The 22,785-nt window shown below is 72.3% G+C and carries 20 protein-coding genes; 9 read left to right on the forward strand and 11 right to left on the reverse strand.

What is annotated here, in order from left to right; genetic code table 11:
- Positions 1-2: 2 nt before the first annotated feature.
- The 4 genes from H505_RS43205 to H505_RS0120230 are packed head-to-tail and all read right to left on the reverse strand — an operon-like array spanning position 3 to position 5,003.
- Positions 3-1,334, reverse strand: a complete 1,332-nt coding sequence (locus tag H505_RS43205; RefSeq protein WP_034518846.1) for an MFS transporter — start codon at positions 1,332-1,334, stop codon at positions 3-5.
- 44 nt (positions 1,335-1,378) lie between these two features.
- The gene (locus H505_RS0120220; RefSeq protein WP_026403433.1) at positions 1,379-2,320 is read right to left on the reverse strand and encodes a 3-carboxyethylcatechol 2,3-dioxygenase; all 942 of its coding nucleotides are present in this window, start codon (positions 2,318-2,320) and stop codon (positions 1,379-1,381) included.
- Complete coding sequence (locus H505_RS0120225; protein ID WP_026403434.1) at positions 2,317-3,207, reverse strand: alpha/beta fold hydrolase; 891 nt, start codon at positions 3,205-3,207, stop codon at positions 2,317-2,319. Before H505_RS0120225 ends, H505_RS0120220 begins: the two co-directional genes overlap by 4 nt.
- Entirely contained in the window at positions 3,204-5,003 is a 1,800-nt protein-coding gene (locus H505_RS0120230; protein WP_051300934.1) for an FAD-dependent monooxygenase, read from the reverse strand. Before H505_RS0120230 ends, H505_RS0120225 begins: the two co-directional genes overlap by 4 nt.
- 579 nt (positions 5,004-5,582) lie before the next feature.
- Here H505_RS0120230 and H505_RS0120235 point away from each other — a divergent pair.
- Complete coding sequence (locus H505_RS0120235) at positions 5,583-6,470, forward strand: universal stress protein (RefSeq protein WP_051300935.1); 888 nt, start codon at positions 5,583-5,585, stop codon at positions 6,468-6,470.
- A 55-nt stretch (positions 6,471-6,525) separates the two neighbouring features.
- Here H505_RS0120235 and H505_RS0120240 read toward each other — a convergent pair whose 3' ends face one another.
- On the reverse strand, positions 6,526-6,942 hold the full coding sequence (locus H505_RS0120240) for an Hsp20/alpha crystallin family protein (RefSeq protein ID WP_026403437.1): 417 nt from the start codon (positions 6,940-6,942) through the stop codon (positions 6,526-6,528).
- A 165-nt stretch (positions 6,943-7,107) separates the two neighbouring features.
- On the opposite strand from H505_RS0120240, the gene H505_RS43210 reads away from it, so the two are divergent.
- Positions 7,108-8,037, forward strand: coding sequence for a universal stress protein (locus tag H505_RS43210; protein WP_051300936.1), 930 nt, complete (start codon positions 7,108-7,110; stop codon positions 8,035-8,037).
- A gap of 39 nt (positions 8,038-8,076) precedes the next feature.
- Here H505_RS43210 and H505_RS0120250 read toward each other — a convergent pair whose 3' ends face one another.
- From H505_RS0120250 to H505_RS0120260, 3 genes are all read right to left on the reverse strand, one after another.
- Positions 8,077-9,282, reverse strand: coding sequence for a cytochrome P450 (locus H505_RS0120250; RefSeq protein ID WP_026403438.1), 1,206 nt, complete (start codon positions 9,280-9,282; stop codon positions 8,077-8,079).
- Between the two features lie 435 nt (positions 9,283-9,717).
- A complete protein-coding gene (locus H505_RS0120255; protein ID WP_211238519.1) occupies positions 9,718-10,752 on the reverse strand; it encodes an NAD(P)H-binding protein in 1,035 nt (344 codons plus the stop codon).
- A gap of 171 nt (positions 10,753-10,923) precedes the next feature.
- Positions 10,924-11,553 carry a TetR/AcrR family transcriptional regulator C-terminal domain-containing protein gene (locus tag H505_RS0120260; RefSeq protein WP_026403440.1) on the reverse strand — a complete coding sequence of 210 codons (630 nt, stop codon included), beginning with the start codon at positions 11,551-11,553 and terminating at the stop codon, positions 10,924-10,926.
- A 69-nt stretch (positions 11,554-11,622) separates the two neighbouring features.
- Between H505_RS0120260 and H505_RS0120265 the strand changes: the two genes are divergently transcribed.
- Positions 11,623-12,582 (forward strand): quinone oxidoreductase family protein, encoded by a 960-nt coding sequence (locus tag H505_RS0120265; RefSeq protein ID WP_026403441.1) that lies wholly within the window; start codon positions 11,623-11,625, stop codon positions 12,580-12,582.
- 69 nt (positions 12,583-12,651) lie between these two features.
- Here the strand turns inward: H505_RS0120265 and H505_RS49090 are convergent, their stop codons facing one another.
- From H505_RS49090 to H505_RS43215, 3 genes are all read right to left on the reverse strand, one after another.
- Positions 12,652-12,804, reverse strand: coding sequence for a DUF1963 domain-containing protein (locus tag H505_RS49090; RefSeq protein WP_245592580.1), 153 nt, complete (start codon positions 12,802-12,804; stop codon positions 12,652-12,654).
- A gap of 69 nt (positions 12,805-12,873) precedes the next feature.
- Complete coding sequence (locus tag H505_RS0120275) at positions 12,874-14,763, reverse strand: protein-arginine deiminase family protein (RefSeq protein ID WP_026403442.1); 1,890 nt, start codon at positions 14,761-14,763, stop codon at positions 12,874-12,876.
- Between the two features lie 89 nt (positions 14,764-14,852).
- Positions 14,853-15,035 carry a hypothetical protein gene (locus H505_RS43215; protein ID WP_157433065.1) on the reverse strand — a complete coding sequence of 61 codons (183 nt, stop codon included), beginning with the start codon at positions 15,033-15,035 and terminating at the stop codon, positions 14,853-14,855.
- Positions 15,036-15,329: 294 nt separating this feature from the next.
- Here H505_RS43215 and H505_RS0120285 point away from each other — a divergent pair, with 294 nt between their 5' ends.
- The 6 genes from H505_RS0120285 to H505_RS0120310 all read left to right on the forward strand — a co-directional run bounded on the left by H505_RS0120285 (position 15,330) and on the right by H505_RS0120310 (position 22,736).
- Complete coding sequence (locus H505_RS0120285) at positions 15,330-16,256, forward strand: phytanoyl-CoA dioxygenase family protein (protein WP_026403443.1); 927 nt, start codon at positions 15,330-15,332, stop codon at positions 16,254-16,256.
- 192 nt (positions 16,257-16,448) lie between these two features.
- A complete protein-coding gene (locus tag H505_RS0120290; RefSeq protein WP_169528849.1) occupies positions 16,449-17,687 on the forward strand; it encodes an ABC transporter substrate-binding protein in 1,239 nt (412 codons plus the stop codon).
- Positions 17,684-18,568, forward strand: a complete 885-nt coding sequence (locus H505_RS0120295) for a branched-chain amino acid ABC transporter permease (RefSeq protein WP_026403445.1) — start codon at positions 17,684-17,686, stop codon at positions 18,566-18,568. The genes H505_RS0120290 and H505_RS0120295 overlap by 4 nt, the downstream gene beginning before the upstream one ends.
- Positions 18,561-20,345, forward strand: a complete 1,785-nt coding sequence (locus H505_RS0120300) for a branched-chain amino acid ABC transporter ATP-binding protein/permease (RefSeq protein ID WP_084550553.1) — start codon at positions 18,561-18,563, stop codon at positions 20,343-20,345. The genes H505_RS0120295 and H505_RS0120300 overlap by 8 nt, the downstream gene beginning before the upstream one ends.
- Positions 20,342-21,112, forward strand: a complete 771-nt coding sequence (locus H505_RS43220) for an ABC transporter ATP-binding protein (RefSeq protein WP_034518858.1) — start codon at positions 20,342-20,344, stop codon at positions 21,110-21,112. The genes H505_RS0120300 and H505_RS43220 overlap by 4 nt, the downstream gene beginning before the upstream one ends.
- On the forward strand, positions 21,102-22,736 hold the full coding sequence (locus H505_RS0120310) for an AMP-binding protein (protein WP_026403447.1): 1,635 nt from the start codon (positions 21,102-21,104) through the stop codon (positions 22,734-22,736). Before H505_RS43220 ends, H505_RS0120310 begins: the two co-directional genes overlap by 11 nt.
- Positions 22,737-22,785: the final 49 nt, after the last annotated feature.

Genomic DNA, 22,785 nt, shown 5'->3' on the forward strand with positions numbered 1-22,785 from the left:
GGTCAGGCCGACGCCCGGACCGGCTCGCCCGCGACGGGACCGGAGGACTCCGCCCGCCCCAGCCTGCCGGGCAGGAGAAGGACCGAGACGACCGAGATGGCGGAGACCAGCATGAGGTAGCCGACCACGGGCCCGCTGGAGTCGTTCACCGCGTACAGGGCGGTGGCGATCATCGGGGCGAAGGCCGCGCCGCAGATCTGGGAGATGGTGTAGCCGACCGACGCGCCGCTGTAGCGGACCTCCGGCGAGAAGATCATGCTGAACAGCGATCCGGTGACTCCTCCGGCCGGTGCCATGGCGATGCCGAAGACCAGGACGAGCGCGATGGCGAAGTTCACGGAACCGCCGGCGTTGATCAGCGCGAACGCGGGCCAGATGGTGACGAGCATGGCGACCGCGCCGACGAGGTACATGGTCTTGCGGCCCCACCGGTCGGCGAGGGCACCGCACACCGCGTACAGGACGACGGCGACCACGGCGGCGACGAACACTCCCATGAGCGCGTGGGAGCGCTCGATGCCGACGTTCTCGCCCGCGTAGGACACCAGGTAGGACATGCAGATGTAGGCGAACACGCCCTGGCTGAGGTACGTCCCGGCGACGAGCAGGATCTCCTTGGTGTGGCGCCGGAACGCCTCCGCGATCGGCAGCTTGACGTCCGCGTTGCCGGCCCGCACCTTCTCGAACTCCGGACTCTCCGCGACCGTCAAGCGGATCACCATCCCGACGAGCACGAGCAGCGCGCTGAACAGGAACGGCAGCCGCCAGCCCCACGATTCGAACTGGGCACTGCTCAGCTGGGAGGCGAGGTAGAAGGCGATCGTCGCGAGACCGACGCCGGCGGGCGCGCCCATCTGCGGGAACGCCCCGTAGAAGCCGCGCTTTCCGGGCGGGGCGTGCTCGACGGCCATCAGCGTGGCACCGCCCCATTCGCCTCCCACCGCGAAGCCCTGGACGAGGCGCAGCAGCGTCAGCAGGATCGGCGCGGCGACGCCGATCTGGGCGTAGCCCGGCATGAGTCCCATCAGAACCGTGGCCGCGCCCATGGTGATCAGGGAGATGACCAGCATCTTCTTCCGGCCGACGCGGTCCCCGAAATGGCCGAAGAGCACGCCGCCGGCGGGCCGGGCGAGGAAGCCGACGCCGAGCGTGGCGAAGGACAGCAGCGTCCCGACCAGGGGGCTGGAGTCGGGGAAGAACAGACTCGGGAACACGAGCGCGGCCGCGGTCCCGTAGATGAAGAAGTCGTAGTACTCGACGGTGGTGCCGATGAAGCTCGCCGTGGCGACTTTCAGCGGCGATGCCGACGCGGGCGCGTGGCCTGGACTGGGCATGGGATCTCCGGTCGCTGCGGGGTGGTGGGGTACCGCGTGGCCGCTCAGGCGAGGGCGACGGTCGTGAGGGCGAAGCCCGCGATCAGTTCTCTGATCGGGCGGTAGTAGCCGTATCGGACGGTGTAAGCGCCGGCCGCGCCGAGCGCCGCGTACCCGGCGATCCAGGAGCGGACCTCGTGCGAGGAGTTGCCGGCGACCCGGGTCATCTCCTCCGGCGACCACGCGTCGAGCGGAGCGAGGTCGCCGGAGGCCAGTACGCGCAGCAGTTCCCGGTCCCACTCCGGCGCGAGGTCCTGGATGGCGGCGGTGCCGGCGGCGAACTCGCGCGCCGTGTCGATCACGCGCCGCTGGCGGGCCCGCCGCGCCTCGGGCGTCACCGGACCGGCCCGCCCGAGCAGCATCTCGCGCTGGTCGGGCGTGGCGTCGGCCAGCCGCGGGACGGGCGGGTCGTGCGACAGCCCGCCCGAGGCGATCAGCAGGATCTTCTCGTCCCGTGTCCGCAGGTACCGGCCGACGGCCTCGCCGAGGAGCCGGACGCGCCGCAGCGGCGTGAACGGCGGCGCGACCGAGTTGATGAAGATCGGGACGAACGGCTTCGCGGTGATGTCGCCGTACAGGATCTCCATCGGCTGCACGGCGCCGTGGTCGATCCGCATGTCGAGCGAGACCGCGAGGTCGATGCCCTCGCCGATGACCGCTTCGGCCAGTTCGCGCGCCACATCCCCCGGCACGTCCAGGCGTCCGGCCGGGCTCCCGTAGTCGCCGATGCTCTCCGCCGCGTACCCGATGCAGAACGGCGGCATCAGACTGTAGAAGAAGCCGTTGTAGTGGTCGGGCCCGAAGTTCACGACGATGTCGGGGTCGAAGTCGTGGACGAACGCGCGCGCCTCGCCGAACGCGGCGTCCAGCTCGGCGGCCACGGCCGGGTCCAGGTCGGCGTGCTCCAGCAGCGGGCTGTGGCTGGTGGCGAGCAGCGCGAGAGTCATGGCGTCCCGCCTTCGCCGGCGCGGCCGAGCAGGAAGTCCAGGTGGATCCGGTCGAACGTGGCGGTGTCCTCGTACTGGGGCCAGTGCCCGCAGTTCTCGATCACGGCGAGCCGGCCGTTCGGGATGAGCGAGGCGATCCGGCGTCCTTCGTCGACCGGGCCGGAGGGGTCCTTGGTCGTCCAGACCACCAGGGCCTCGGCGGCGATCGAGCGCAGGTCGTCGTCGGTGAGCATGTTGCGGCGCCGTGTCTCGAGATCCTGCAGCGCCATGTTCATCTCGCACGCCTTGAGCCAGTCCGGCTGCTCGAAGATCGCCTGCCGCGTCCGGACCAGGTCGTCGGTGACCATGGACGGGTCGGCCATCAGCCACTCCAGCCGGGCCTTGACACGCTCCCAGGACGGATCCTGGGCGGCCTCCATCGAGAGGGTGTAGAGCCGTTCCATGACCTTCGGGTTGGCCATCGTGCCGCCCATGGTGTTGAGCACGATCTTCTCCACCCGGTCGGCGTGGTCGATGGCGTACCGTGCGGTGACCCAGCCGCCCAGCGACTCGCCGCTGAGGTACGCGGTGCCGGCGCCGAGCGCGTCCAGGACGTGCGAGACCTGGTCCACGTAGTGCGGGATCTCCAGCGGATGGTCGGGCTTGGTGGAGTAGCCGTGCCCGATGAAGTCGATGGCCCACACCGAGAAGTGCTCGGCGTGCGCCGCCAGGTTGCGCACGTACGCCTCGGCGTGCCCCGTGATCCCGTGCAGCAGCAGCAGGACGGGCTTGGAGTCGTCCCCCGCGTGCAGGTAGCGGGTGCGGTAGGGGCCCGCCTGAAGGAACCCCTGGCTGAACTCGACTTGGTTGAGGTCGTTCCAGACGCTGGTGTACGGACGAGTGCTCATGATTCCCTCCGGGAGTCGGTCGGTCGGTCGAGGACGGCCGCGAGGGCGTCCTCGAGCAGTCGCAGGGCTTCGGCGGCGTCCCAGACGGGGGCGCCGTGCCGCCAGGCGACGTAGCCGTCGGGGCGTACCAGGACGGCGCCGGCCTCATGCACCTCGCGGATCCGGCGCCAGTCGCCGTACGGGTCGGTGATCCCGTCCTCGCCGACGACGATCGTGCGGAGGAAGGGGAGCCCGAGCTTGCCGGCCGCCGCCTTCCACGCGTGCCCGCCCAGCCCCGTGATCAGGGTGAGGGCGCCCTTGCCGGCGACGTCGAGGGTGGAGACGCGGGTGCCGTCCGGTCCGACCAGCCAGGCGTGCGGCAGCTTCGCTCCGGGGCGTGTCGTGGCCTGCAGGTACAGCTCGCGGTCCCGCGGCCACTCCTCCTCGCCCGCCGCGGGGTCGGGCACGACGGCACCCGACTCGTACCGCTGGTTGAGCTCCACGCCGTGCGCGTTGAACTCGGTGTTCTTCAGCTCGAGCGCCTCGAACAGCCGCTCCCGCCGCGCGACGCCTTCGGGGCTCGCCTCCTTGAGCTTGGCGAGCCCGCCGAGCACGGGGTCGGGGGCGTCGTGGTCGAACCATTCGCGCATCCCGGCGTAGTCCTTGCGGGACTGGTTGGCGCGGGCCACGATCTGCTTTCCGACGGGCACGCGCTCGCCGGAGTACGAGTCGAGAAGCCCCGGCCCGGCGTGCCCCTTGACGACGAAGGCGAGCTTCCAGGCGAGGTTGAAGGCGTCCTGCATGCTCGTGTTCGATCCGAGCCCGCTGCTCGGCGGATGCCGGTGCACCGCGTCGCCGCCGCAGAACACCCGGCCGGAGGAGTACGCGGTGGCGTACTGCTGGTTGACGTACCAGCACGACTTGGAGAGCACGTCGACGTCGAGGCCGGGGTCGCCGACCAGGGTCCGGATCTGCTCGACGACCACGTCGTCGGAGAGGTCGGGCTCGCCGGCGGCCATGTCGAAGCCCCAGCCGGCGATCCAGCGGTGCCACGGTTCGATGGCCCGCAGCAGGCCCATGCCGATCTCCCCGAACCCGGCCTGGGCGTTCATGATCCAGTGCAGGATGCTCGGGCGGTGCGCGACGTACCGGCTCAGGTCCGCGTCGAAGAGGATGTACGCGGTTCCCGCGCGGGCGAGCTCGCCCTCGAACGGCAGCCCGATGTGTTCGGCGACCTTGGACCTGGCGCCGTCCATACCGACCAGGTAGCGGGCCCGCTGGCGGAACTCCCGCCCGGTCCGTCGATCGCGGAAGGTCGCGGTGACGCCGCTCTCGTCCTGGACGTGCGAGAGGTACTCGGTGTTGAAGCTGATCACGGCGCCGCGTTCGGCGGCGTTCTTGATGAGGATCGGCTCCATCAGCGGCTGCGGGATGTCCAGCATCGAGCACGGGCTGCCGTTGAGGTAGTCCCCGTACCGCAGGTCCCCGGTGCCCCACGTCCGCAGCCGGACGATCTCCTCGCCCGCGAGGCTCGTGGTGAACAGCGTGTCGCCCATCTGGTCCCACGGAGTGGCGTACTTCTCGGCCTCCTCCTCCACGCCGAGGTCGCGCAGCACCTCGACGGCGCGCTGGTTGGTGATGTGCGCGCGGGGGGAGTTGGCGACCCAGGGGAACATGCTCACGGCGTGCACCCGGACCCCGTAGGTCGCGAGGGCGAGCGCGGCGGTCCCTCCCGCCGGGCCGAGCCCGACGACGATCACATCGGTGTCGAAGCCGCCTCCGCCGGATTCCGGCGCGATCTTCGCGTTCGTGTCCATTGCACCTTCTGGGACTGATCTCGGACGCCCGTGGCCGGGCGATCCCGCGGACGTCTCTCGTGAGGGCCAGGTCACAACGACCGACCGAGTAGCGTTCTAGCATGCCAGTTCGGAAGCGGGCAACCCGAAGCCGGTTCTCGACTCAGTATTTCTGCTGATGATGTTGCATAGTGGGCGCCCGGCCCGGCGTACTGGAATGCTAGATTCCGGAGTCCTGGAGACGGTGCGGTCGGCGTCGGTCCGCCGCGGGGGAGCACAGGGGGACCGCACAGCCGCGGCGGGGCGGCGCCGGCTCAGGCGGCGGCAGCCGTGACCAAGGTCCGCGGCGCGTTGGTGCGAAGCCCGACCCGTCCATAACAAGAGCCAAATGGTTGGGTGCCGTCGCGTCACCGTGCGTTGGGGCGGTGGGCGGGGCGACGTTTCCCCGCCTGGCTTGCGGTCCTGGCGCGGGGGACTTTGGTCCTGGACGGACTGGACCAACACCCTCTGCGACGGCCTGAGGGGAGCGGCCAGGATGGACATGAACGACCGGGGCCGTCTGCGAGGGCTACGTAGGCGAGTCGTGGGGAGGCGAAGCCGATGGAGACGAGCGCGGGGGACGGCGGCGGCGGTCTGCTGCCGATCGTCGTGGGGGTCGACGGGTCCCGGCCGTCGGATCGGGCCGTCGAGTGGGCGGCCGACCGGGCGGTCCGCATGGGCCGTGTCCTGCGGCTGGTCTATGTGTCCGAGGTGTGGCCGTACGAGATCCCTTTCCATGCGGCGCCGGATGATTCCGAGTCGATCACCTGGACGGACAACCAGGTCCTGGCGGAGGGGGAGCGGGTCGCGCTCGCTTGGAGGCCCGACGTGGAGCTGGAGTGCAGGCTGGCCGTGGGCGGTACCGTCCGGGTGCTGAGCGAGGGCTCGCAGCACGCGTCGGAACTCGTTGTGGGGCACCGGGGTCTGGGAGGTTTCGCCGGCCTGCTGCTGGGGTCGGTGAGCGTGGGGGTGGTGGCGTACGCGCAGTCGCCGGTGGTGGTCGTGCGAGGCGAGACCGGGGGGCGGCGGGGCGAGCTGGCGGTCGGGGCGAGCCTGGAAGGGGACGCTTCCGCGCTGGCTTACGCGTTCGAGGAGGCGGTCTCCCGCGGCCTCCGCGTCCGGGTCGTCCATGCGGTCCCGCTCCCGAAAGGGACGGACGAGGAGCATCTCGCCTCGGATCTGGAGCGTTCGGAAGAGCGTGCGCGCTCGCGGATCGCCGAGGAGTGCGCGGATCTGCGGCACCGGTACCCGGAGGCCGACGTGATCGAGGACATTGTGCAGGACCGCCCGGCGGCCGCGCTGGTGGCCGCGTCCCGTGAGGCCGACCTGGTCGTCGCGGGCGTCGAACGCGCGCAGCCGGAGGCGCGCCTGCCCCGGCGCCACGCCGTGCGGCACGCGCTGGTGCACCATGCGGAGTGCCCGGTCGCGCTCGTCCGTCCGAGGGGGTAGCCGGGCCTCCTGAGAGGACGCCGGGTCCTCCTTGGCGCCCTCTCTCTCCGGGGTGTCACTTCTCGATGGCGATGCGTCTGGCTTCGGGCGCGGCCGCCGGGTGGACGGGGATCCGGACGGTCAGGATCCCCTTGTCGTACGAGGCCCTGATGTCGTCGGCCCGGGTCTCCGGCGGGAGCGTGAACGACCGTGTGAAGGCGCCGTAGTGGAACTCCGACCGGTGGTTCTGCTTCTTCTCCTCATGGCGTTCGGCGTGGATGCGGAGCACGTCGCCGGTGACGGTGATCTCGACGTCCTCGTCGGGGTCGATCCCGGGCAGTTCCACCCGGACGACGTGGTCGCCGCCCTCGCGGTAGTCCTCCACGCGCATCGCCGGGGCGGTTTCGGGCCGCAGCGTGCCGACGGGGGCCTCGACCCAGCCGAACAGGTCCGGAAGGAAGCCGTGGTGCTCTCTTCGTTGCGGTGTGCCCATGTCATCTCCTTGTTGCCCGTGGGCGGCGATTCCAGCCTCGGCGCCGCCGGTGGCGGTCCGCAGGGACATCGGTCACCGTTCCCCGGGACCTTCGACCCATGTGCGGCGGCGCCCCACGGCGCACACTTCGAGGTGAACCGGCGGTTCCGATCGCGAGGGGCAGTGATGAGCGACGCACCGGCGGGCAGGCGGAACGTCCTGCTCGGCTACGACGGGTTCGAGGGCAGCGACGCCGCGCTGCGGTGGGCGGTCGACGAGGCCGCACTGCGCGGATGCGACCTGGTGATGTGCCACGGCTGGTACTGGCCCTATCCGGAGTCCCATGCCGACCCGCGCGTGGAGGGCAGCGTCAGGCGCGTCGGGGAGAACATCCTCGCCGAGGGCGTCCGGCGGGCGCGTGCGCTGGGCGCCGCCGGGCCCGTCCGGACGTGCCTGGTGCGGGGCTCGGCCGCGGCCGGGCTGCAACGGGAATCGGAACGCGCCGAACTGGTCGTCGTCGGTACGCACGACCGGCGTCCGCTGCCGGTGTGGTCGACGGCGCTGCGCCTTCCGGCGCTCACCCGGCGGCCGGTGCTCGTCGCCCGGCGGGCGCGGGCGCGTCCCGGGCGGATCGTGGCGGGTTTCGACGGGTCGGCGGGAGCCGCGTCGGCGCTCGGCTTCGCCTTCGCCGAGGCCGCTCTGCGGGGGTGGCCGCTGCGGGTGGTGCACGCCTGCTGGGAGCCGGGAGCGGCGAGGGAGGCCGAGCTTCCGCTGTTCGGCGACGCCGAGCGGCTGGTGCGGGCGCGGACGGACAGGGGGGCGGACGCCGTCGCCCCGTGGCGGTCGAGGCATCCGGGCGTCGAGGTGGAACTGGCCGTCCTGCCGGATCCGCCGCGCGAGGCCCTGCCGGCGGCGGTCGGCGAGGCGGACCTGCTCGTCGTCGGCGCCCGGGGCACGGGCCGTCTCGATCCGCGGGCGCTGGGCGCGACGAGCGAGGCGATGATCCACCGGGCGCCGTGCACGGTCGCGGTGGTTCCCGCCCGGCGGGCCGGGAGCGGGGACGGGGCGGAGCGTCCTTCCCTCGCGGCCGGGACGCGGAGGTCCCCGGCCGGCTGACCGGGACCGATCGGACGGTGGGCACGCCGCCGGCCCGGTTCACCAGGTCACAGGTAGTTCGTCCAAGACCTGGAAGCCGGCTATGGGGTTGAACGGGATCTGCTCTGCCGGAACCGCCAGGCGCAGGCCGGGAAGCCGCCGGATCAGGGTGCCGAGAGCGATCTCCATCGTGACGCGCGCGAGGTTCTGCCCGAGGCACTGGTGGGGGCCGAACCCGAACGAGACGTGGTCCCGGGTGGATGAGCGGTTCCAGACGAGGGAGTCCGGCGTCTCGTAAACGTCCCCGTCGCGGTTGATGAGGGAGGTTATGAAGAACACGCCGTCGTTCTTGCGGATGATGGTGCCTTCGACCTCGATGTCCTCCGTGGCCAGCCGCGACACGCCGTCGGGGATGGACAGGAGCCGCAGCAGCTCGTCCACCGCGGCGGGCATCAGCGACGGGTCGGAGCGCAGCTCGGCGAGGCGCTCGGGGGCCTGAAGCAGGGCGAACGTGCTGAGCGAGATCATGCTTCCGGTGGTGCCGTGGCCGCCGGCCACCTGCAGGACCAGCGTCGAGACCAGCTCTTCGCCGTCCACGTCGTCCGTGGCGCCGCGCTTCGCGACGAGGTCGTCGAGGACGCTGTCACCGGGGTTCCGCCGTTTCTGCGCGATCAGCCCGTCCATGTAGGCCATGAGCTCGTCGTACGCCGCATTGGCGTTCGGGCCGGCCGCGAGCTGGTGCGTCCGCTTCTCGAACAGAGCGTGGTCGTCGTCCGGGATGCCCATCATCTGGTACAGCACCTTCGCGGGCACGGGTGCCGCGAACGCGGGGATCAGATCCGCGGGAGCGCCGTTCTCGAGCATGTGGTCCAACCGGCGGTCGACGATCTCCTGGATCTCCGGACGCAGGGCGTTGATCCGCTTCATCGTGAAGCTGGGGATCATCATCTTGCGCCGGGCGTTGTGCACCGGGCCGTCCACGCCCACCAACGCGGTGACGATCTTCATGACCTTCTGCTGGACGTCGCCGACCGCGGCGGCGATGCTCGGGAACATCATGGGCCACGCCGGATCGGTGCGGTCGCTGGAGATGCGGGGGTCGCCCAGGAGCCGGCGGGCCACATCGCGATTCGTGACCGCCCAGACGCGCCGGCCGTCGTAGAGGGCGACCTGGGCGAGGGGCCGCTGCTCGGCCAGCGGTAGGTAGGCCGGCGCGGGCTGGTAGGGGCAGGTGCGGTTCTGCGGGAACACGACGGTGTCGGTCATGGGGAGTGCCTTCCATCAATGAATGCAGTGACATGCATGTAAAGGGAGAGGCGTAGAGACTCGCCAGGAAAGAAAAGACTCTCAGGGAGGAGTTGAAAATGCTCGAACGCAGTGGCTCGATAGCCGCGGCAGCCGGTCGGCGGGGGTGGCCGTATTGCTCCGGGGTCGATTAAATGGCGGAGTTTTCGCGATGATGGGATGGGTGCCGTGAACGGTTCAGTTGACACTTCTCATGCAACAGGTTGGCTGTCTTCGCCGACTTCGGCGGTGAGGCCGTGAACCCCCTCAATATCGTGCTCGAAAGCGTGTGTCCCGAACGGTGTGAAGCGGGCGTGCGCTCCGACTCGGAAACGATAGCCAAGAGACGGTCGGGCTGAGCATCCCTCATCCTGGTAGGGCGACGCCGCGGCCCGACGGCCACCAGGAGCCGGATCTTTAGTCCGCGAAGTCGGCCTTGTGATCGGCCGCCCACTCCGCGAAGGTTCGCGCCGGCTTGCCCAGGACTCGCTCGACGGTGCCGTCGATCTCCTCGGGCCCTTCGAGGGCCTCCACGTAGTAGCGGATCCTGGTCTCGATGATCTCCGGCGTGTCCGTCCGGGAGATCGTCCCCTCCTCTACCAGCTCTTCGAGGCGGGTCCCGATCCGTGCGTGGAACTCGGCGCGCGCGTCGTCGCCCGTGAGGTCCTCGAACGCCACGTCGCGGCCGATCGCCCGACCGATGAGGGCGATCTGCTCCGCCTGCGTGACGCTGTCGCCACCGGTGATGTGATACTTCGCCCCGGCGTGGCCCTCCTGCAGCAGAGCGCAGGTGGCGACCTCGGCTATGTCCCGCTCGTGGATGGAGGACAGGTAGGAGTGCGCGTAGAGGAGCCGTACCGGCTCACCGGCCTTGATGGCCCCGGCCCACTGCAAGGAGTTCGCGGCGAACGGGCCCGGCCGCACGAACGTCCACGACAGGCCGGACCGCTCGATCGAGTCCTCCGCCGCCCGATGCCACCGCGCGATCCAGTGGTCCGGATCGCGACCGGCGGCGGCCAGCGAGGACAGGAGCACGGCGTGCTCGACGCCCGCGGCCTTCGCGACCTCCATGACCCCCTCGGTGCCGGACGGCTGGGTGTACAGGAAGACTTTCTCCACTCCTTGCATCGCCTGCTCGAACGTTTTCGGGTCGTTGAGATCCGCCCTGCGCACATCGACCTGCGGCGGCAGGTCGAGCGACTCCGGATTGCGGGACGTCGCCCGGACGTCCATTCCCGCCCGCAGCAGCAGGTCCACGACGTGGCGACCGACATTGCCGGTCGCACCAGTCACCAAGATCGCCATGATGCCCCATTCGAAGTGCTCGTGCTCTTGCGCCCTCCGCACGAACATCCGCGGAGAGCCGGCTCGTGGTTCGCTCGATATCGTTCGTCGTCTCGGCGCCATCCCGAGGGTCGCGGCGACATACTTCAAGATAGCGTCGGCGATCACCGGACGATAGTGAACTTTCTCGCAGTATCTGCGCTATCCGTGTCATCGCTCACCCGGCTCGGGTGTCGATGAATTTCGTAAGGGCGGAATTCGTGCCCGGCGATGGGCGTCCGGCCAGGTCGCACGTCGGCCGGACGATCGGCCGGAGGCGGCGCGGCGGTCGCGGGGCCGTCAGGTGCGCAGGCGGGCGGCGAAACCGTCGAGGACGATGCCGAGCTGCCGTTCGAACCGCGGGTCGCCGTCGTCGCGGAGGTGTCCGGCGGCCTTGACCAGCTCCGCGCCGTCGCCCAGCCAAGCGTCGCGCTCGGCGGGCGAGTACCGGCCGGGTTCCGTCTGGGTCCGCTCCTGTTCCTCGATGACGAACCCCACCACGAATGCGATGACCAGGTCGAGCACGTCGTCCGCCTCGGCGAGCGTGAAACCGGCCGCGGTCAGGCGGGCGAGCCAGGACTCCTTCGCCTTCACCACATCGGGGTCGGAGAAGCGCGTGCCGCTGAAGATGCGCGCGCCGTCCCGGTGGCGCAGGTACTCCGCTCGGAGAGCGCGGGCGTAGGCGGCCACGTCGTCGCGCCAGCTGCCGCTGGGAGAAATCGCCGTAACGGCGTCGGTGACGCGGCGCATGACGAACGTGCTCATCTCGTCGAGCAGTTCCTGCTTGTTGCGGACGTGCCAGTACAGCGCGGGGGCGCCCACGTCGAGCCGGGCGGCGAGCGCGCGGACGGTGAGGGCGTCCATGCCCTGGTCATTGAGCAGCTCGAGGGCCGCCGCCACGATCCGCTCCCGCGTGATGCCCTTCGCCACGATTGACACCTTAACAAAGTTCAGGCACGGTGGGCGGCAACCGAATTGAACTTAGTTTAGAAGCGTGCCATGCGTGCTGCAGTCGTCACCACTCCGGGAGCGACCCCCGTCTGCACCGACTTCCCGGACCCGGAGCCCGGGCAGGACCGGCCGCCGCTGCGTCTCGTCGGCGCGGGTCTGCACCACATCGTCCGCGGGCTGGCCTCCGGCCGCCACTACGGCAGTGAGCAGGCGTATCCGCTCGTGCCGGGGGTCGACGCCGTGGCCCGGACCGGCGACGGGCGGCTGGTCTACACGGGGTTCGCCCGGTCGCCGTGGGGCACGATGGCCGAACTGCTGGTCACCCCGTTCGAGGTGGAGCTGCCCGCCGGGGCCGATCCGCTCGCGGTCGCCGTCGGCATGAACCCCGCCATGTCGGGCTGGATGGCGCTGGCCGCCCGCCGCAAGGAGACGGGCGGGATCGGCACCACGCTGGTGCTCGGCGCGACCGGCATGTCGGGCGGCCTGGCGGTCCGGGCGGCGATGGCCCTCGGCGCGGAGCGGGTCGTCGCGGCCGGACGCGACCCCGGGGCGCTGGAGTCGCTGCGCGGCCTCGGCGCCGACACCGTCGAACTCGTGGCCACCGCACCCGACTCCTGGGCGGCGGCCCTCGGCGCGGCCGTCGCCGAGGCGCGGCCCACGCTCGTCCTCGACTTCGTGTGGGGCCCCGTCGCCGAGGCCGCCTTCGCCGCTCTGGGCACGACCGGAACGGACGACGGCGGCGCGCCCGTCGACTACGTGCAGATCGGTTCACTCGCCGGGACCGAGGCGGCCCTGCCCGCGGCGCTCCTGCGCAGCCGGCGCGTCCGGATCAGCGGCAGCGGCGCGGGCTCGGTCTCGAAGGCGCATATGATCGCGGAACTTCCCGAGATCATCGCCCGGTTCGGCGACGGGACCTTCGAGGCGCCGTACACCGCCTACCCGCTCAGCCGCGTCGGCGAGGCATGGGCGCACGAGGGACGCGGCAGGGCCGTCATCGTCCCGGACTGACCGGGCGGCGGGGGAGAACCGCCGCCGCGGCGGCCCGGTGATCGACCCCGTCCACGGAAGCGGCCGATCTCAATGGCACTGCCAGGTGAAACGGGCGCGGTCGAAACGCCGGGCGGCGAGGTCGTCGGCGGTGGTCAGCCAGTAGAGGACGCCCCCATCGCCCCACATCATGCCGGCGTCGCCGTCGCCGGCGAACTGAGCGAGAAGCTCCCACCGCGACACCTCGTCGAGGATGTCGTCCAGATGGGGATTGTCACCGGCGTCCGGTCGAGACGACGTTCCGGGCGGGTGTCAGGCTTGGCGCCACCAGGGGGTGGTGCCGCTCAAGTCCCGCTGGACGTTGGTGACGCAGTGGACGTTGCCGCCCGCCGTGCCGACGTGGTGCGAGTAGAACCAGTCCTCGATCCAGTGGACGCGGACGCCGCCGCGGCGCAGGGCGTCCTCGGTGGTCTGCTGGAAGACGTCCCGGCCCGCCAGCCGCGGTCCGTGCTGGGCCGGGGCCAGGTAGCCGCCGGTCCCGGTGCTGACGCCGTTCGCGACGCCCGGGAGGTAGGCGACGGTGAGGCCCTTGCGCGGGTAGTCGCCGGGGACCTCCCCGTCCAGGCTGGTGAAGAGGCCCGGGACGCGGATCACGTCCTGCTCGGTGATCCCGGCCTTCTCGCGAAGCCGGCCGAGCGCCCGGTCCACGCCCGCCGCCGCGACCCGGGTGCCCTCGACCAGTTCCGGCTTGCCGACCGCCTGGGCGACCGTGAGGCCCGGGAAGCGGGTGCCGGACGCGGGGACGCCCTGCACCAGGCGCTGCCCGCCGCCCCCGGACGCGGCGACCTTCCTCAGCAGGTCCATGCCCATGCGCGGGTCGGCGACGACCATCGACCAGCCCTTCCCGCCGCGCCTGGGCACGAAGTGGAGGAACTCGTCGATGTGCCCGACGCCGAGCCAGCCGGAGTCGATGGCGATCGGGTCCTGGTAGCCCTGCGCCTCCAGCATCCGGAGGAACGTCGCGTCCGGGGCGAACTCGCCCTCGCCGCCGTACACGATCCGCCCGGTGGGGTACTTCCCGTGCGGCGGGATCGTCCCGAAGTTGCCGCTCGAACTCGCCGACCCGTAGTAGAGGTTGTCGTCGGGCCGGTCCACCGCCCCGGCGTCGAACTGCTGGACGCCCGCGACGCCCGGCCCGCGCAGCATCGTGAAGACCGGCCGGGACGCGTCGCGCAGCGGACGGTCGCGGGCCGGGAAGTCCGGGGTGACGGCCGGGGACCTGAGGTTGACGACGATGCGGTGCTCCCGGCCTCCCGGCCCGGGCATGGAGGCGTAGCCCGCCTTGAACATGTCGCCCGTCCACCGGTCGCCGCCCGCCGGCGACTCGATGAACGGCTCGCGCAGCCCTTCGGCGTCCAGCCCGCGGCGCAGGTCGCGCCGGTACGCCCGGGCGCCCTCGACCGGCTCGTCCGGCGCGTTCCCGCCTTCGAGCGTCACGGGGGCCTTCGGGCTCGCGACGACGGCGCGGTCCAGGCGGAGCAGGTCGTGCTGGAAGAGCACCGGCGCGACACGCAGCCGCACCCGGTCGGACCGGGGCGCGCCGCCGTCGGTCACCGTGAGGGTGAGGTCGGCGAAGCCTGTCCACACGGCCGGATCGCGGGCGATGTCGCGGGCCTCGACCGCGAGCCGTACGCCGCGGCGCAGTTCGTCCGCGCCGATCGCGCCGTCCGGGCCGAGCGCGGTGAGCCGCCCGCCGCGCTCGACGAAGATCCGCACCTTGTCCCGTGCAGGGGCGTCGGGCAGCAGCGCCGCCCGCGCGGACCGGGACGCCCCCTTCATCGCGGGGATCTCCAGCGGTGCGAGGTCGGCGGCGTCGGCCGCGCCGTTGACCACCGAGTCCGCGGCGTCGTTGCACGCGGCGAGCGCCGCGTCGGCCAGCCGCGCGCCGTCCGCGCCCGCGGCGGGGCAGCGGGCGGTGTCGTCGTCCAGGTTCGGCAGCATGATCGCGCCGCGACGGGCGGTCCACGCGCCGCGCCCCGCGTCGTCGGCGGGCGACAGCCGCCCGTCGCGGTCGGTGTCGGCGCGCAGCAGCGCCCGTCCGCCCGCCGCCGCGGCGTCGCCCGGCGGCAGGGCCCCCGCGGCGAACTGCACCACGACGGCCGCGGCCAGCCCGGTCCGTACGATTCGCTTGTGATCGTTCATGGCGACCAGCCTCGGGAATGCGGCGGCATCCGGGCATCTGCCGTTCGGCAGATCTTCGAGCCCGCGCGGCCGGCGGAGGCCGTCGGCCGTCAGCCGCCGTTCGAGCTTTTGCCGCGCTCGCCCAGGACGAGCACTCCGATACCGAGGAGGCCGGTAACGATGCCGGCGAACGGCTGGTAATCGTGCGCCCACCTCAGCAAAAACCCGAATCTCGCGTCGTCGCTGAGCATCGTGGCGATGGCCGAGCCGAAGCCCTGGATCATGATGATCACCCCGAGAAATCCCCACATGGGGAGAGTGTTTCGCCCTCGGGACGCCGGGTGATACGAGCCAAGGTCTAGAGCCGTCACGACTTTGGTCGCCGCGGCCCGGTCGGTGCGGCGCGCGCGGACCGGCAGCACCGTGCCTATGGCCTCGGCGACGAGCTCGGAGTCGCGGACGGTTCGGGTTTTACCAGGTCATGCTCCGCTCGACACCTGCGCTGAGATCGCCGAGCCGGGCGTGACCCGCCCGGCCGGTGTGAAAATGCATTGTCCGGGGTTGTGCGTCCGGGTGATTCTGAGCGGATGGACCTTGAAAGCGCGGCGCGGGACTGGCGGACCGATGGTTTCGTGCTCCTCCCAGGGTTCGTTCCCGCCGAGGAGTTGGCGGCGGCGGCAGGTGAGCTGGGCCTGCTGTTTCCCTCCGCCGAGGGCTTTCACGACGGTACCGACCCGCGCCGCGAACGCTTCATCGGTGACGAGTTCGCCGGCATCGACACCTTTCCGTTCGCGAGCACGGAGATCAGCCTGCTGGCGGTGAACCATCGCATTCTGGCGCTCGCCCGAGCACTGCTGGACGACGGCGACGTCCGTATCTACACGGCCGAGGCGTGGGCGAAGTACACCGGTGCCTGCGACTACGACCAGGACATGCACCGCGACTACCTCAACCACTCCCTGCTGGTCCCCAGCACGGCACCGGGCTGCCTGCAGGTGGAGATGTTCGTCTTCCTGACCGACGTCCCCGAAGAGCTCGGGCCGCCGCACCTGCTCTCGCGCAGGCATACCGCGGACATTCCCCCCGTCCCGAACTGGTTCCTGCGGCCGGGACGGCAGAGCACTTGGCGGTTCGTCGATGACAGCGGCAGCCCGGAGATGTACGAGGCCGAGGTGTCGGGTGCAGGGCCCGCCGGAACGGTCATCGCCTTCGAACCCGGCGCCTTCCACCGTGGGACCCGACTGACGGCACCCCGCGGGGCCCGCTACAGCATGCACCTGGGCTTCCGCCCGTCCGGCCTCTCCTGGGGGCAACGTGCGGGGTGGGCGGCGCGGAGCTTCGAGCCGGAATGGGTCGAGTTCGTCCACCGCGCCACCCCTCGCCAACTCCAAGCCTTCGGCTTCCCCCCGCCCGGACATGCCTACTGGACGCCGCAGACGCCGGCCGGCGTGGCCCTGCGGTATCCGGAACTCGACCTCACACCCTGGTCGGCCCCCGCGCCACGCGAATCCTGATCACGTACCGACACCTTCCCGGGGCGTGGGACCAGGTGTCGCCCCCTCTTCGATGTCGCCGGCGGTGGGCGGCGGCCGGGCTCGGCCGTCGCTCGGCCGCGCATTGCGGGCTCTCACGAACTACCAGGGGTCTCTTGACGTGCAATGGAGCGAAGTATACAAACGTTCATACATCAACTGGAGGAGGCGGCCTTGGTCACTTACCGGACGGACGGGATGCCCCGGCGCGGGTTCCTGGCGGGCGCCGCGTCCGCCGCCGCGCTCGGCGTGCTCGGCCTGGGGACGGCGGGGTGCGGCGGCTCGGGAGGCGGCGGGACGAAGGCCGCCCGGATCGGCTGGGTGGAGCCGAAGACCGGCCGGCTCGCCGCCGCCTACAAGCCGATCTACGTCGGCGCGAGGCTCGCCCTGGAGGACATCGAGGCGGCCGGCGGGTTGCTCGGGGAGGCCGTGCGGGTCACCGAGCACGACGACAAGGGGAGCCCGGCCGGCCAGCCCGCCGTGGCGCAGCGGCTGATCCGGGACGAGCCCGCCTTCGTGGTCGGCCCCACCGGCAGCTCGCAGGTGCTGGCGTCGGTGACGGCGCTCGCCCGCGCGAAGGTGATCCAGTCGGCGTGGGGCGGCGCGGAGCTGCTCGGCGACGGCGACCGCTTCCCGTACCACTACCAGCTCGTCTACAACACCGCGCAGCAGGCCAGGGTGGCGGCGCGCTTCCTGCGCGAGGTCCGCGGCCTGCGCAAGATCGGCATCATCGTGGAGAACTCGGAGTTCGGCACCTCGATCAGGGACGCCGTCGTCGCGACGCTGCGGAACGACTACTCCACCGAGCCGGTCGCCGTCGAGGTGTTCGAGGTGGACGCCTCCGACATGACGCCGTTCGTCCGCAACCTGGAACGCGCCGGCGTGGACGGCCTGGGGCTGTTCACGGGCCAGCCGCAGGCGACGATCCTCATCCTGCGGGCGATGGCGGCGAGCGGCTTCCAGCCGGTGATCGTGTCGCACGACCTCAACTACATCGACGCGCTCGGAGAGTTCCCGCGCCCGCTGCTCGACGGCTTCTTCGGCACCACGTACCGCGGGCTCACCTACAGCGGCCGGGAGAAGCCGTCCGCGGAGGTGCGCGAACTGGTCGAGCGCATCAACGCGCACCCGGACACCGGCGGCCTCGGCTACTCGGCGGTGACGAGCCCCTACTACGACTACCTGATGCTGATGGCCGAGGTCGTCGAGGACACCGGGACCACCGACCCGGCGAAGCTCAAGGCGGCGCTCGACAAGGTGAGCGGCTACGCGGGCATCCGGGCGAAGGTCTCGTTCACCGCGAAGCAGCACTCCGGCATCGCCGACGAGGACATCACCATCGGGACGCTCATGTCGGCGAAGGAGCCGGAGAGCCTGGGCGGGGTCCTGCGGCGCCGCGCGGACGGGATGTGATCGCGGTGCTCGCCGACATCCTGGTCGCCGGACTGGTGTTCGGCAGCCTGTACGGCCTCGTCGCGATGGGCTTCAACGTGCTGCACCGGCCGACGAACGTGGTGAACTTCGCGCAGGGCGAGCTCATCATGATCGGCGCGATGCTCATGGCCGCCACCCCGATCGGCGGGCTCCCCTGGGGCGTCGCCGTGGTCTGCGTGATGGCCGTCGTCGCGGTCGTGGCGCTGGCGGAGGAGCGGGTGGCGGTCACCCCGGTGCTGCGCCGGTCGTCCCACGCCGCCGGCTGGGTGATCACCACGCTGGCGTTCTCGCTGCTGATCGCGGAGGCCGCCGGACGGCTCTGGACGGACCAGCCGAGCACCGTCGCGCCGCCGTGGCCGCTGTCCCTGGACGTCGTCCACGTGGCGGGGTTCCGGTTCTCCAGCTACCAGGTGGCGGTGGTGGCGGTCGCCGTCGCAGCGGTGCTGCTGCTCGGCCTCCTGGACCGCTCCCGGCTCGGCACGGCGCTGCGCGCCGTGGCCGCCGACCGCGACGGCGCCCGGCTGCGCGGCATCGACCCGAGGGCGCTGACCCGGCGCTCCTTCCTGCTCGGCGGCGCCCTGGCGGGGCTCACCGGGGTCCTGGCGGCACCGCTGCTGCTGGCGTCGGTGACGATGGGCCTCGGCCTACTGATCAAGGGTTTCGCCGCCCTGGCGGTCGGCGGGATCGGCGACAACCGCGGCGTGCTGGCGGCCGGATGGGTGCTCGGCACCGTCGAGGCCGCCGGCGCCGCCTACGCCTCGCCCGGTTCCCAGTCGGTCGTGCTGTTCGCGGCGATGCTGCTCATCCTGCTCGTCCGGCCGAACGGCCTGCGGGGTCTGGCGGTGCAGCGCCATGTCTGAGGCCATCCGGAGACGGCCGGGCACCGTGCGGCGCGCCGCCCCCTGGCTCGTCCTGCTCGCGGCGGCGGTCGTGCTGCCCCCGGCGAGCGGCGACCCCACGATCACCTACCTCGCCACCACGGCCGCGATCTACGTGATGGTGGCGACGGGCCTGAACATCATGTTCGGCTACACCGGCCAGGTCTCGCTCGGCCAGGGCGCGCTGGTCGCCGTAGGCGCCTACACGTCCGGCGTCCTCATGGCCGGCCACGGCTGGACGTTCTGGGCGGCGGCGCCCGCGGCGGTGCTGGTCACCACCGTCGCCGGGACCCTGATGGCGCTTCCCGCGTTCCGCCTGTCGTCCTGGTACATCGCGCTGGTGACGCTCGGCGCGGCGATGGCGGCGCGCAGCCTGCTCGTCGAGTTCGAGGGGCTGACCGGGGGCTGGTCCGGGCTCGTCGGCGTCCCGCGGCCCGCGATCGGGTCGTGGGAGCCGGGGGAGCGGGACGTCCTGTGGCTGGTCATCGCCCTGAACGCCGTACTGTTCATCATGGTCCGCAACATCGTCGACTCCCGGCTGGGCCGGGGCATGATGGCCGTCCGGGACGCGCCGGAGATGGCGCGGAGCGTCGGCGTCGGCCCCGCGCGGACCAAGCTGTTCGCGTTCGCCTGCGGCGGCGCCACCGCCGGGCTGGGCGGGGCGCTGCTGGCCGTCCACCACGGGCTCGTGACGCCGGACGACTTCACGCTCGACTTCTCGATCCTGTTCCTGCTGGTCGTCATCATCGGCGGCGCGGCGCGCCTGGCGGGCCCGGTCATCGGCACGCTGCTGTTCTTCGTGCTCCCGGAACTGCTGACCGGCCTGGCGGAGTGGCGCGGCCTCATCTACGGCGCGGCGCTGCTCGTGCTCATGGTGTACGCGCCGCAGGGCATCGCGGGGGCCTGGGACAAGCTGCTCGCGCGCCACCGGAAGGGGCGCCCGCCCGCCGCGGCCGAGCCGACCGGCGACGCCGAGGTCGGGCCGCCGCGCGGCGCACCGCTCGGCGTCGAGCTGTCCGGCGTCCGCAAGTCCTTCGGCGGCGTGCACGCCCTGCGCGGCGTCGACCTCACCATCGAGCCCGGCAAGGTGCACGCGATCGTCGGGCCGAACGGGTCGGGGAAGACGACCCTGCTCAACGTGATCAGCCGCCTGCTGCGGCAGGACGCGGGCCGGGTGGTCCTCGGCGCCGAGGACGTCAGCCGGGCCACCGCCGAGCGGCTCGCCCGGCGCGGCGTCGCGCGCGTCTTCCAGACGCCGCGGCTGCTCGGAGCGTCGAGCCTGCGCGACAACGTCCTGCTCGGCGCCTACACGCGCGAGCGGGCGGGCGGGCCGGCGACCGTCCTGCGGCTGCCCCGGGCCCGGCGCGAGCGGGCCGCGCTGGCGGCGGAGGCCGACCGCCTCCTGGCCGCCCACGGCCTGGCCGGGCGGGCGGACGAGGAGGCCGCCGCGCTGCCGCACGGCGAGCAGCGGCTGCTGGAGGTGGCGCGGGCCCTGATGGCGCGCCCGCGGCTGCTGCTGATGGACGAGCCGGCCGCCGGGCTCACCCCGCGGGAGCTGGAGGCGCTGGGGCGGCTGATCCGCGCGATCCGCGACGCCGGCACCACCGTCGTCCTGGTGGAGCACCACATCGAGCTCGTCGCGAACGTCGCCGACGTCGTGACGGTCCTGGACCGGGGCGAACAGGTGACGTCGGGGGCGCCGCAGGAGGCCCTCGGCGACGCGCGGGTCGTCGAACTGTACTTGGGGGCACCGGCATGACGGCGCGGGGCGAGGAACTGATCACGGTGTCCGGGCTGAGCTCCGGCTACGGGGCGGTGCCGGTGGTCCGCTCCGTGGACCTCGCGGTCCGGACGGGCGAGGTCTTCGCGGTGGTCGGCGGCAACGGCGCCGGGAAGACCACCCTGCTCAGCACCATCTCGGGGCTGCTGCGCCCCACGTCCGGGTCGGTGCGGTTCGCCGGCACCGACATCACCGGGTGGAGCCCGGAGCGGATCGTCGCGCACGGCCTCGTCCACATCCCCGAGGGCAGGCGCCTGTTCACGGGGCTCACGGTCGCCGAGCACCTGCGGCTCGGGCTCTGGAACGTCCCGAACCGGCGCAGGGTCGAGCGGGAGCGGACGGAACGGGTCGTCGACCTGTTCCCGGTGCTGGGCGAGCGGATGGACGCCTACGCGGAGGTGCTCAGCGGCGGGGAGCAGCAGATGCTCGCCATCGGCCAGGCGCTGATGCGCGAGCCCCGGGCGCTGCTGCTGGACGAGCCGTCCATCGGCCTCGCGCCCGTGATCGTCAAACGGGTGTTCGCGGTGGTGGACCGGCTGCGCGAGCAGGGCCTGACGGTGATCCTGGTCGAGCAGCGCGTCGGCCAGGCGCTGGCGCTCGCCGACCGGGGGCTGGTCATGCGGCACGGCGGGGTGGAGGCGTCCGGGGACGCCGCCGGGCTGGCGGCGGACCCGGCGCTGCGGGTCGCCTACCTGGGCGCGGCGGCGTCCGGCGGGCAGCGGAACGAGGAGCGACATGAGCGATGAGTGGTGGGGCCCGGCGGTGCCCGCGGCCGAGGACTGCGCGGTCGGGGAGCTCCTCGTCCGCCGTGCCGCCGAGCATCCCGACCGGGTGTACGCGGTCTTCCAGGACGGGACGCGGTGGACCTACGCCGCGACTCTGGCCGAGGCCGAGCGGGTCGCCGCCGGGCTGCACGGCCTGGGCGTGCGGCCGGGCGACACGGTCGTCTCCTGGCTGCCGAACGGACCGGACGCGCTGCGCGTCTGGTTCGGCGCGAACCTGCTCGGCTGCACCCTCGTCCCGCTCAACACCGCCTACCGCGGCGGGCTGCTCGAACACGCCGTCCGGCTGTCGGGGGCCCGGGCGGCGGTCGTCCACGCCGACCTGGCGGGGCGGCTGGCCGGCATCGACACCGGCGCGCTGGAACGCGTGGTGGTGCTCGGAGCGGGCGACGCCCCGCCGGAGGCGGCGCCGGGGCCGGAACTGCTCGGGCCGGACGCGCTGGCCGCGCCCGCCCCCGGGTTCCGGACGGACGGGCCGCCCGGGCCGTGGGACCCGTACGCGGTGATCCTGACGTCCGGGACGACCGGGCCGTCGAAGGGCGTGCTGTGCTCGTACGTCCAGCTCGCGGCGTGCGCGCGCGCCGCGTTCACGGGGTTCGGAGCGTCCGACCGCTACATGGTGAACCTGCCGCTGTTCCATGCGGGCGGCACCATCGGCACCTACGCCGCGCTGCTGTTCGGCGGCGGGATCAGCCTCGTGGACGCGTTCGACACCGAGTCGTTCTGGCGGACCGTCCGCGCGACGGGGACCACGCACGTCACGCTGCTCGGCGTGATGGCGACGTTCCTCGGCAAACGGCCGCCGTCCCCGCGGGACCGAGCGCACCCGCTGCGGCGCGTCTTCATGATCCCGCTCATCGAGGACAGCGCGGCGTTCGCCGAGCGCTTCGGCGTCGAGGTGGTCGCCATGTTCAACATGACGGAGGTCTCGATCCCGATCATCTCGGGACCCGATCCGGAGGTGCCGGGCACGTCCGGGCGGCTGCGGCCGGGCGTGGAGGCCCGGGTCGTCGACGAGCACGACCGGGTCGTCCCCGACGGGGAGGTCGGCGAGCTGGTGCTGCGCACCGCGCAGCCCTGGGCGATGAACTCCGGGTACCTCGGGATGCCCGAGGCGACGGCGCGGGCCTGGCGCAACGGCTGGTTCCACACCGGGGACGCCTTCCGGACGGTGGGCGGCGAGTACTTCTTCGTGGACCGGATGGGCGACACGATCCGGCGGCGCGGCGAGAACATCTCCTCGGCGGAGGTGGAGGCCGAACTGCTGGCGCATCCGGCGGTCCGGGAGGCGGCGGTGGTCGCGGTGCCGAGCCCGCACGGCGAGGACGACGTGCTCGCGGTCGTCGCCCCCGTGGACGGCGGGACGGTCGATCCCGCCGAGCTGCTGCGCTTCCTCGTCCCGCGCATGGCGCACTTCATGGTGCCGCGCTACGTGCGGGTGGTCGGCGCGCTGCCGCACACCCCGACGAACAAGATCGAGAAGCACCGGCTGCGCGCGGAGGGCGTCACGGCGGACACGGCCGACCGCGAGCGGCTGGGCATCGTCGTCCGGCGGGACCGCATCGGCGGGACGTCCGCCGCCCGCTGAACCGCCCGGGACCGCCCGGGACCGCCCGGCCGGAGGGCGCGCCGACCCC

This window comes from Actinomadura rifamycini DSM 43936 (assembly GCF_000425065.1).
Classification (GTDB): domain Bacteria; phylum Actinomycetota; class Actinomycetes; order Streptosporangiales; family Streptosporangiaceae; genus Spirillospora; species Spirillospora rifamycini.

Excerpts from the sequence above, each read along its gene's own strand:
- H505_RS43205 (WP_034518846.1), bottom strand. The coding sequence starts at position 1,334 with ATGCCCAGTCCAGGCCACGCGCCCGCGTCGGCATCGCCGCTGAAAGTC.
- H505_RS0120220 (WP_026403433.1), bottom strand. The coding sequence starts at position 2,320 with ATGACTCTCGCGCTGCTCGCCACCAGCCACAGCCCGCTGCTGGAGCAC.
- H505_RS0120225 (WP_026403434.1), bottom strand. The coding sequence starts at position 3,207 with ATGAGCACTCGTCCGTACACCAGCGTCTGGAACGACCTCAACCAAGTC.
- H505_RS0120230 (WP_051300934.1), bottom strand. The coding sequence starts at position 5,003 with ATGGACACGAACGCGAAGATCGCGCCGGAATCCGGCGGAGGCGGCTTC.
- H505_RS0120235 (WP_051300935.1), top strand. The coding sequence starts at position 5,583 with ATGGAGACGAGCGCGGGGGACGGCGGCGGCGGTCTGCTGCCGATCGTC.
- H505_RS0120240 (WP_026403437.1), bottom strand. The coding sequence starts at position 6,942 with ATGGGCACACCGCAACGAAGAGAGCACCACGGCTTCCTTCCGGACCTG.
- H505_RS43210 (WP_051300936.1), top strand. The coding sequence starts at position 7,108 with ATGAGCGACGCACCGGCGGGCAGGCGGAACGTCCTGCTCGGCTACGAC.
- H505_RS0120250 (WP_026403438.1), bottom strand. The coding sequence starts at position 9,282 with ATGACCGACACCGTCGTGTTCCCGCAGAACCGCACCTGCCCCTACCAG.
- H505_RS0120265 (WP_026403441.1), top strand. The coding sequence starts at position 11,623 with ATGCGTGCTGCAGTCGTCACCACTCCGGGAGCGACCCCCGTCTGCACC.
- H505_RS0120275 (WP_026403442.1), bottom strand. The coding sequence starts at position 14,763 with ATGAACGATCACAAGCGAATCGTACGGACCGGGCTGGCCGCGGCCGTC.
- H505_RS0120285 (WP_026403443.1), top strand. The coding sequence starts at position 15,330 with ATGGACCTTGAAAGCGCGGCGCGGGACTGGCGGACCGATGGTTTCGTG.
- H505_RS0120300 (WP_084550553.1), top strand. The coding sequence starts at position 18,561 with ATGTCTGAGGCCATCCGGAGACGGCCGGGCACCGTGCGGCGCGCCGCC.
- H505_RS43220 (WP_034518858.1), top strand. The coding sequence starts at position 20,342 with ATGACGGCGCGGGGCGAGGAACTGATCACGGTGTCCGGGCTGAGCTCC.
- H505_RS0120310 (WP_026403447.1), top strand. The coding sequence starts at position 21,102 with ATGAGCGATGAGTGGTGGGGCCCGGCGGTGCCCGCGGCCGAGGACTGC.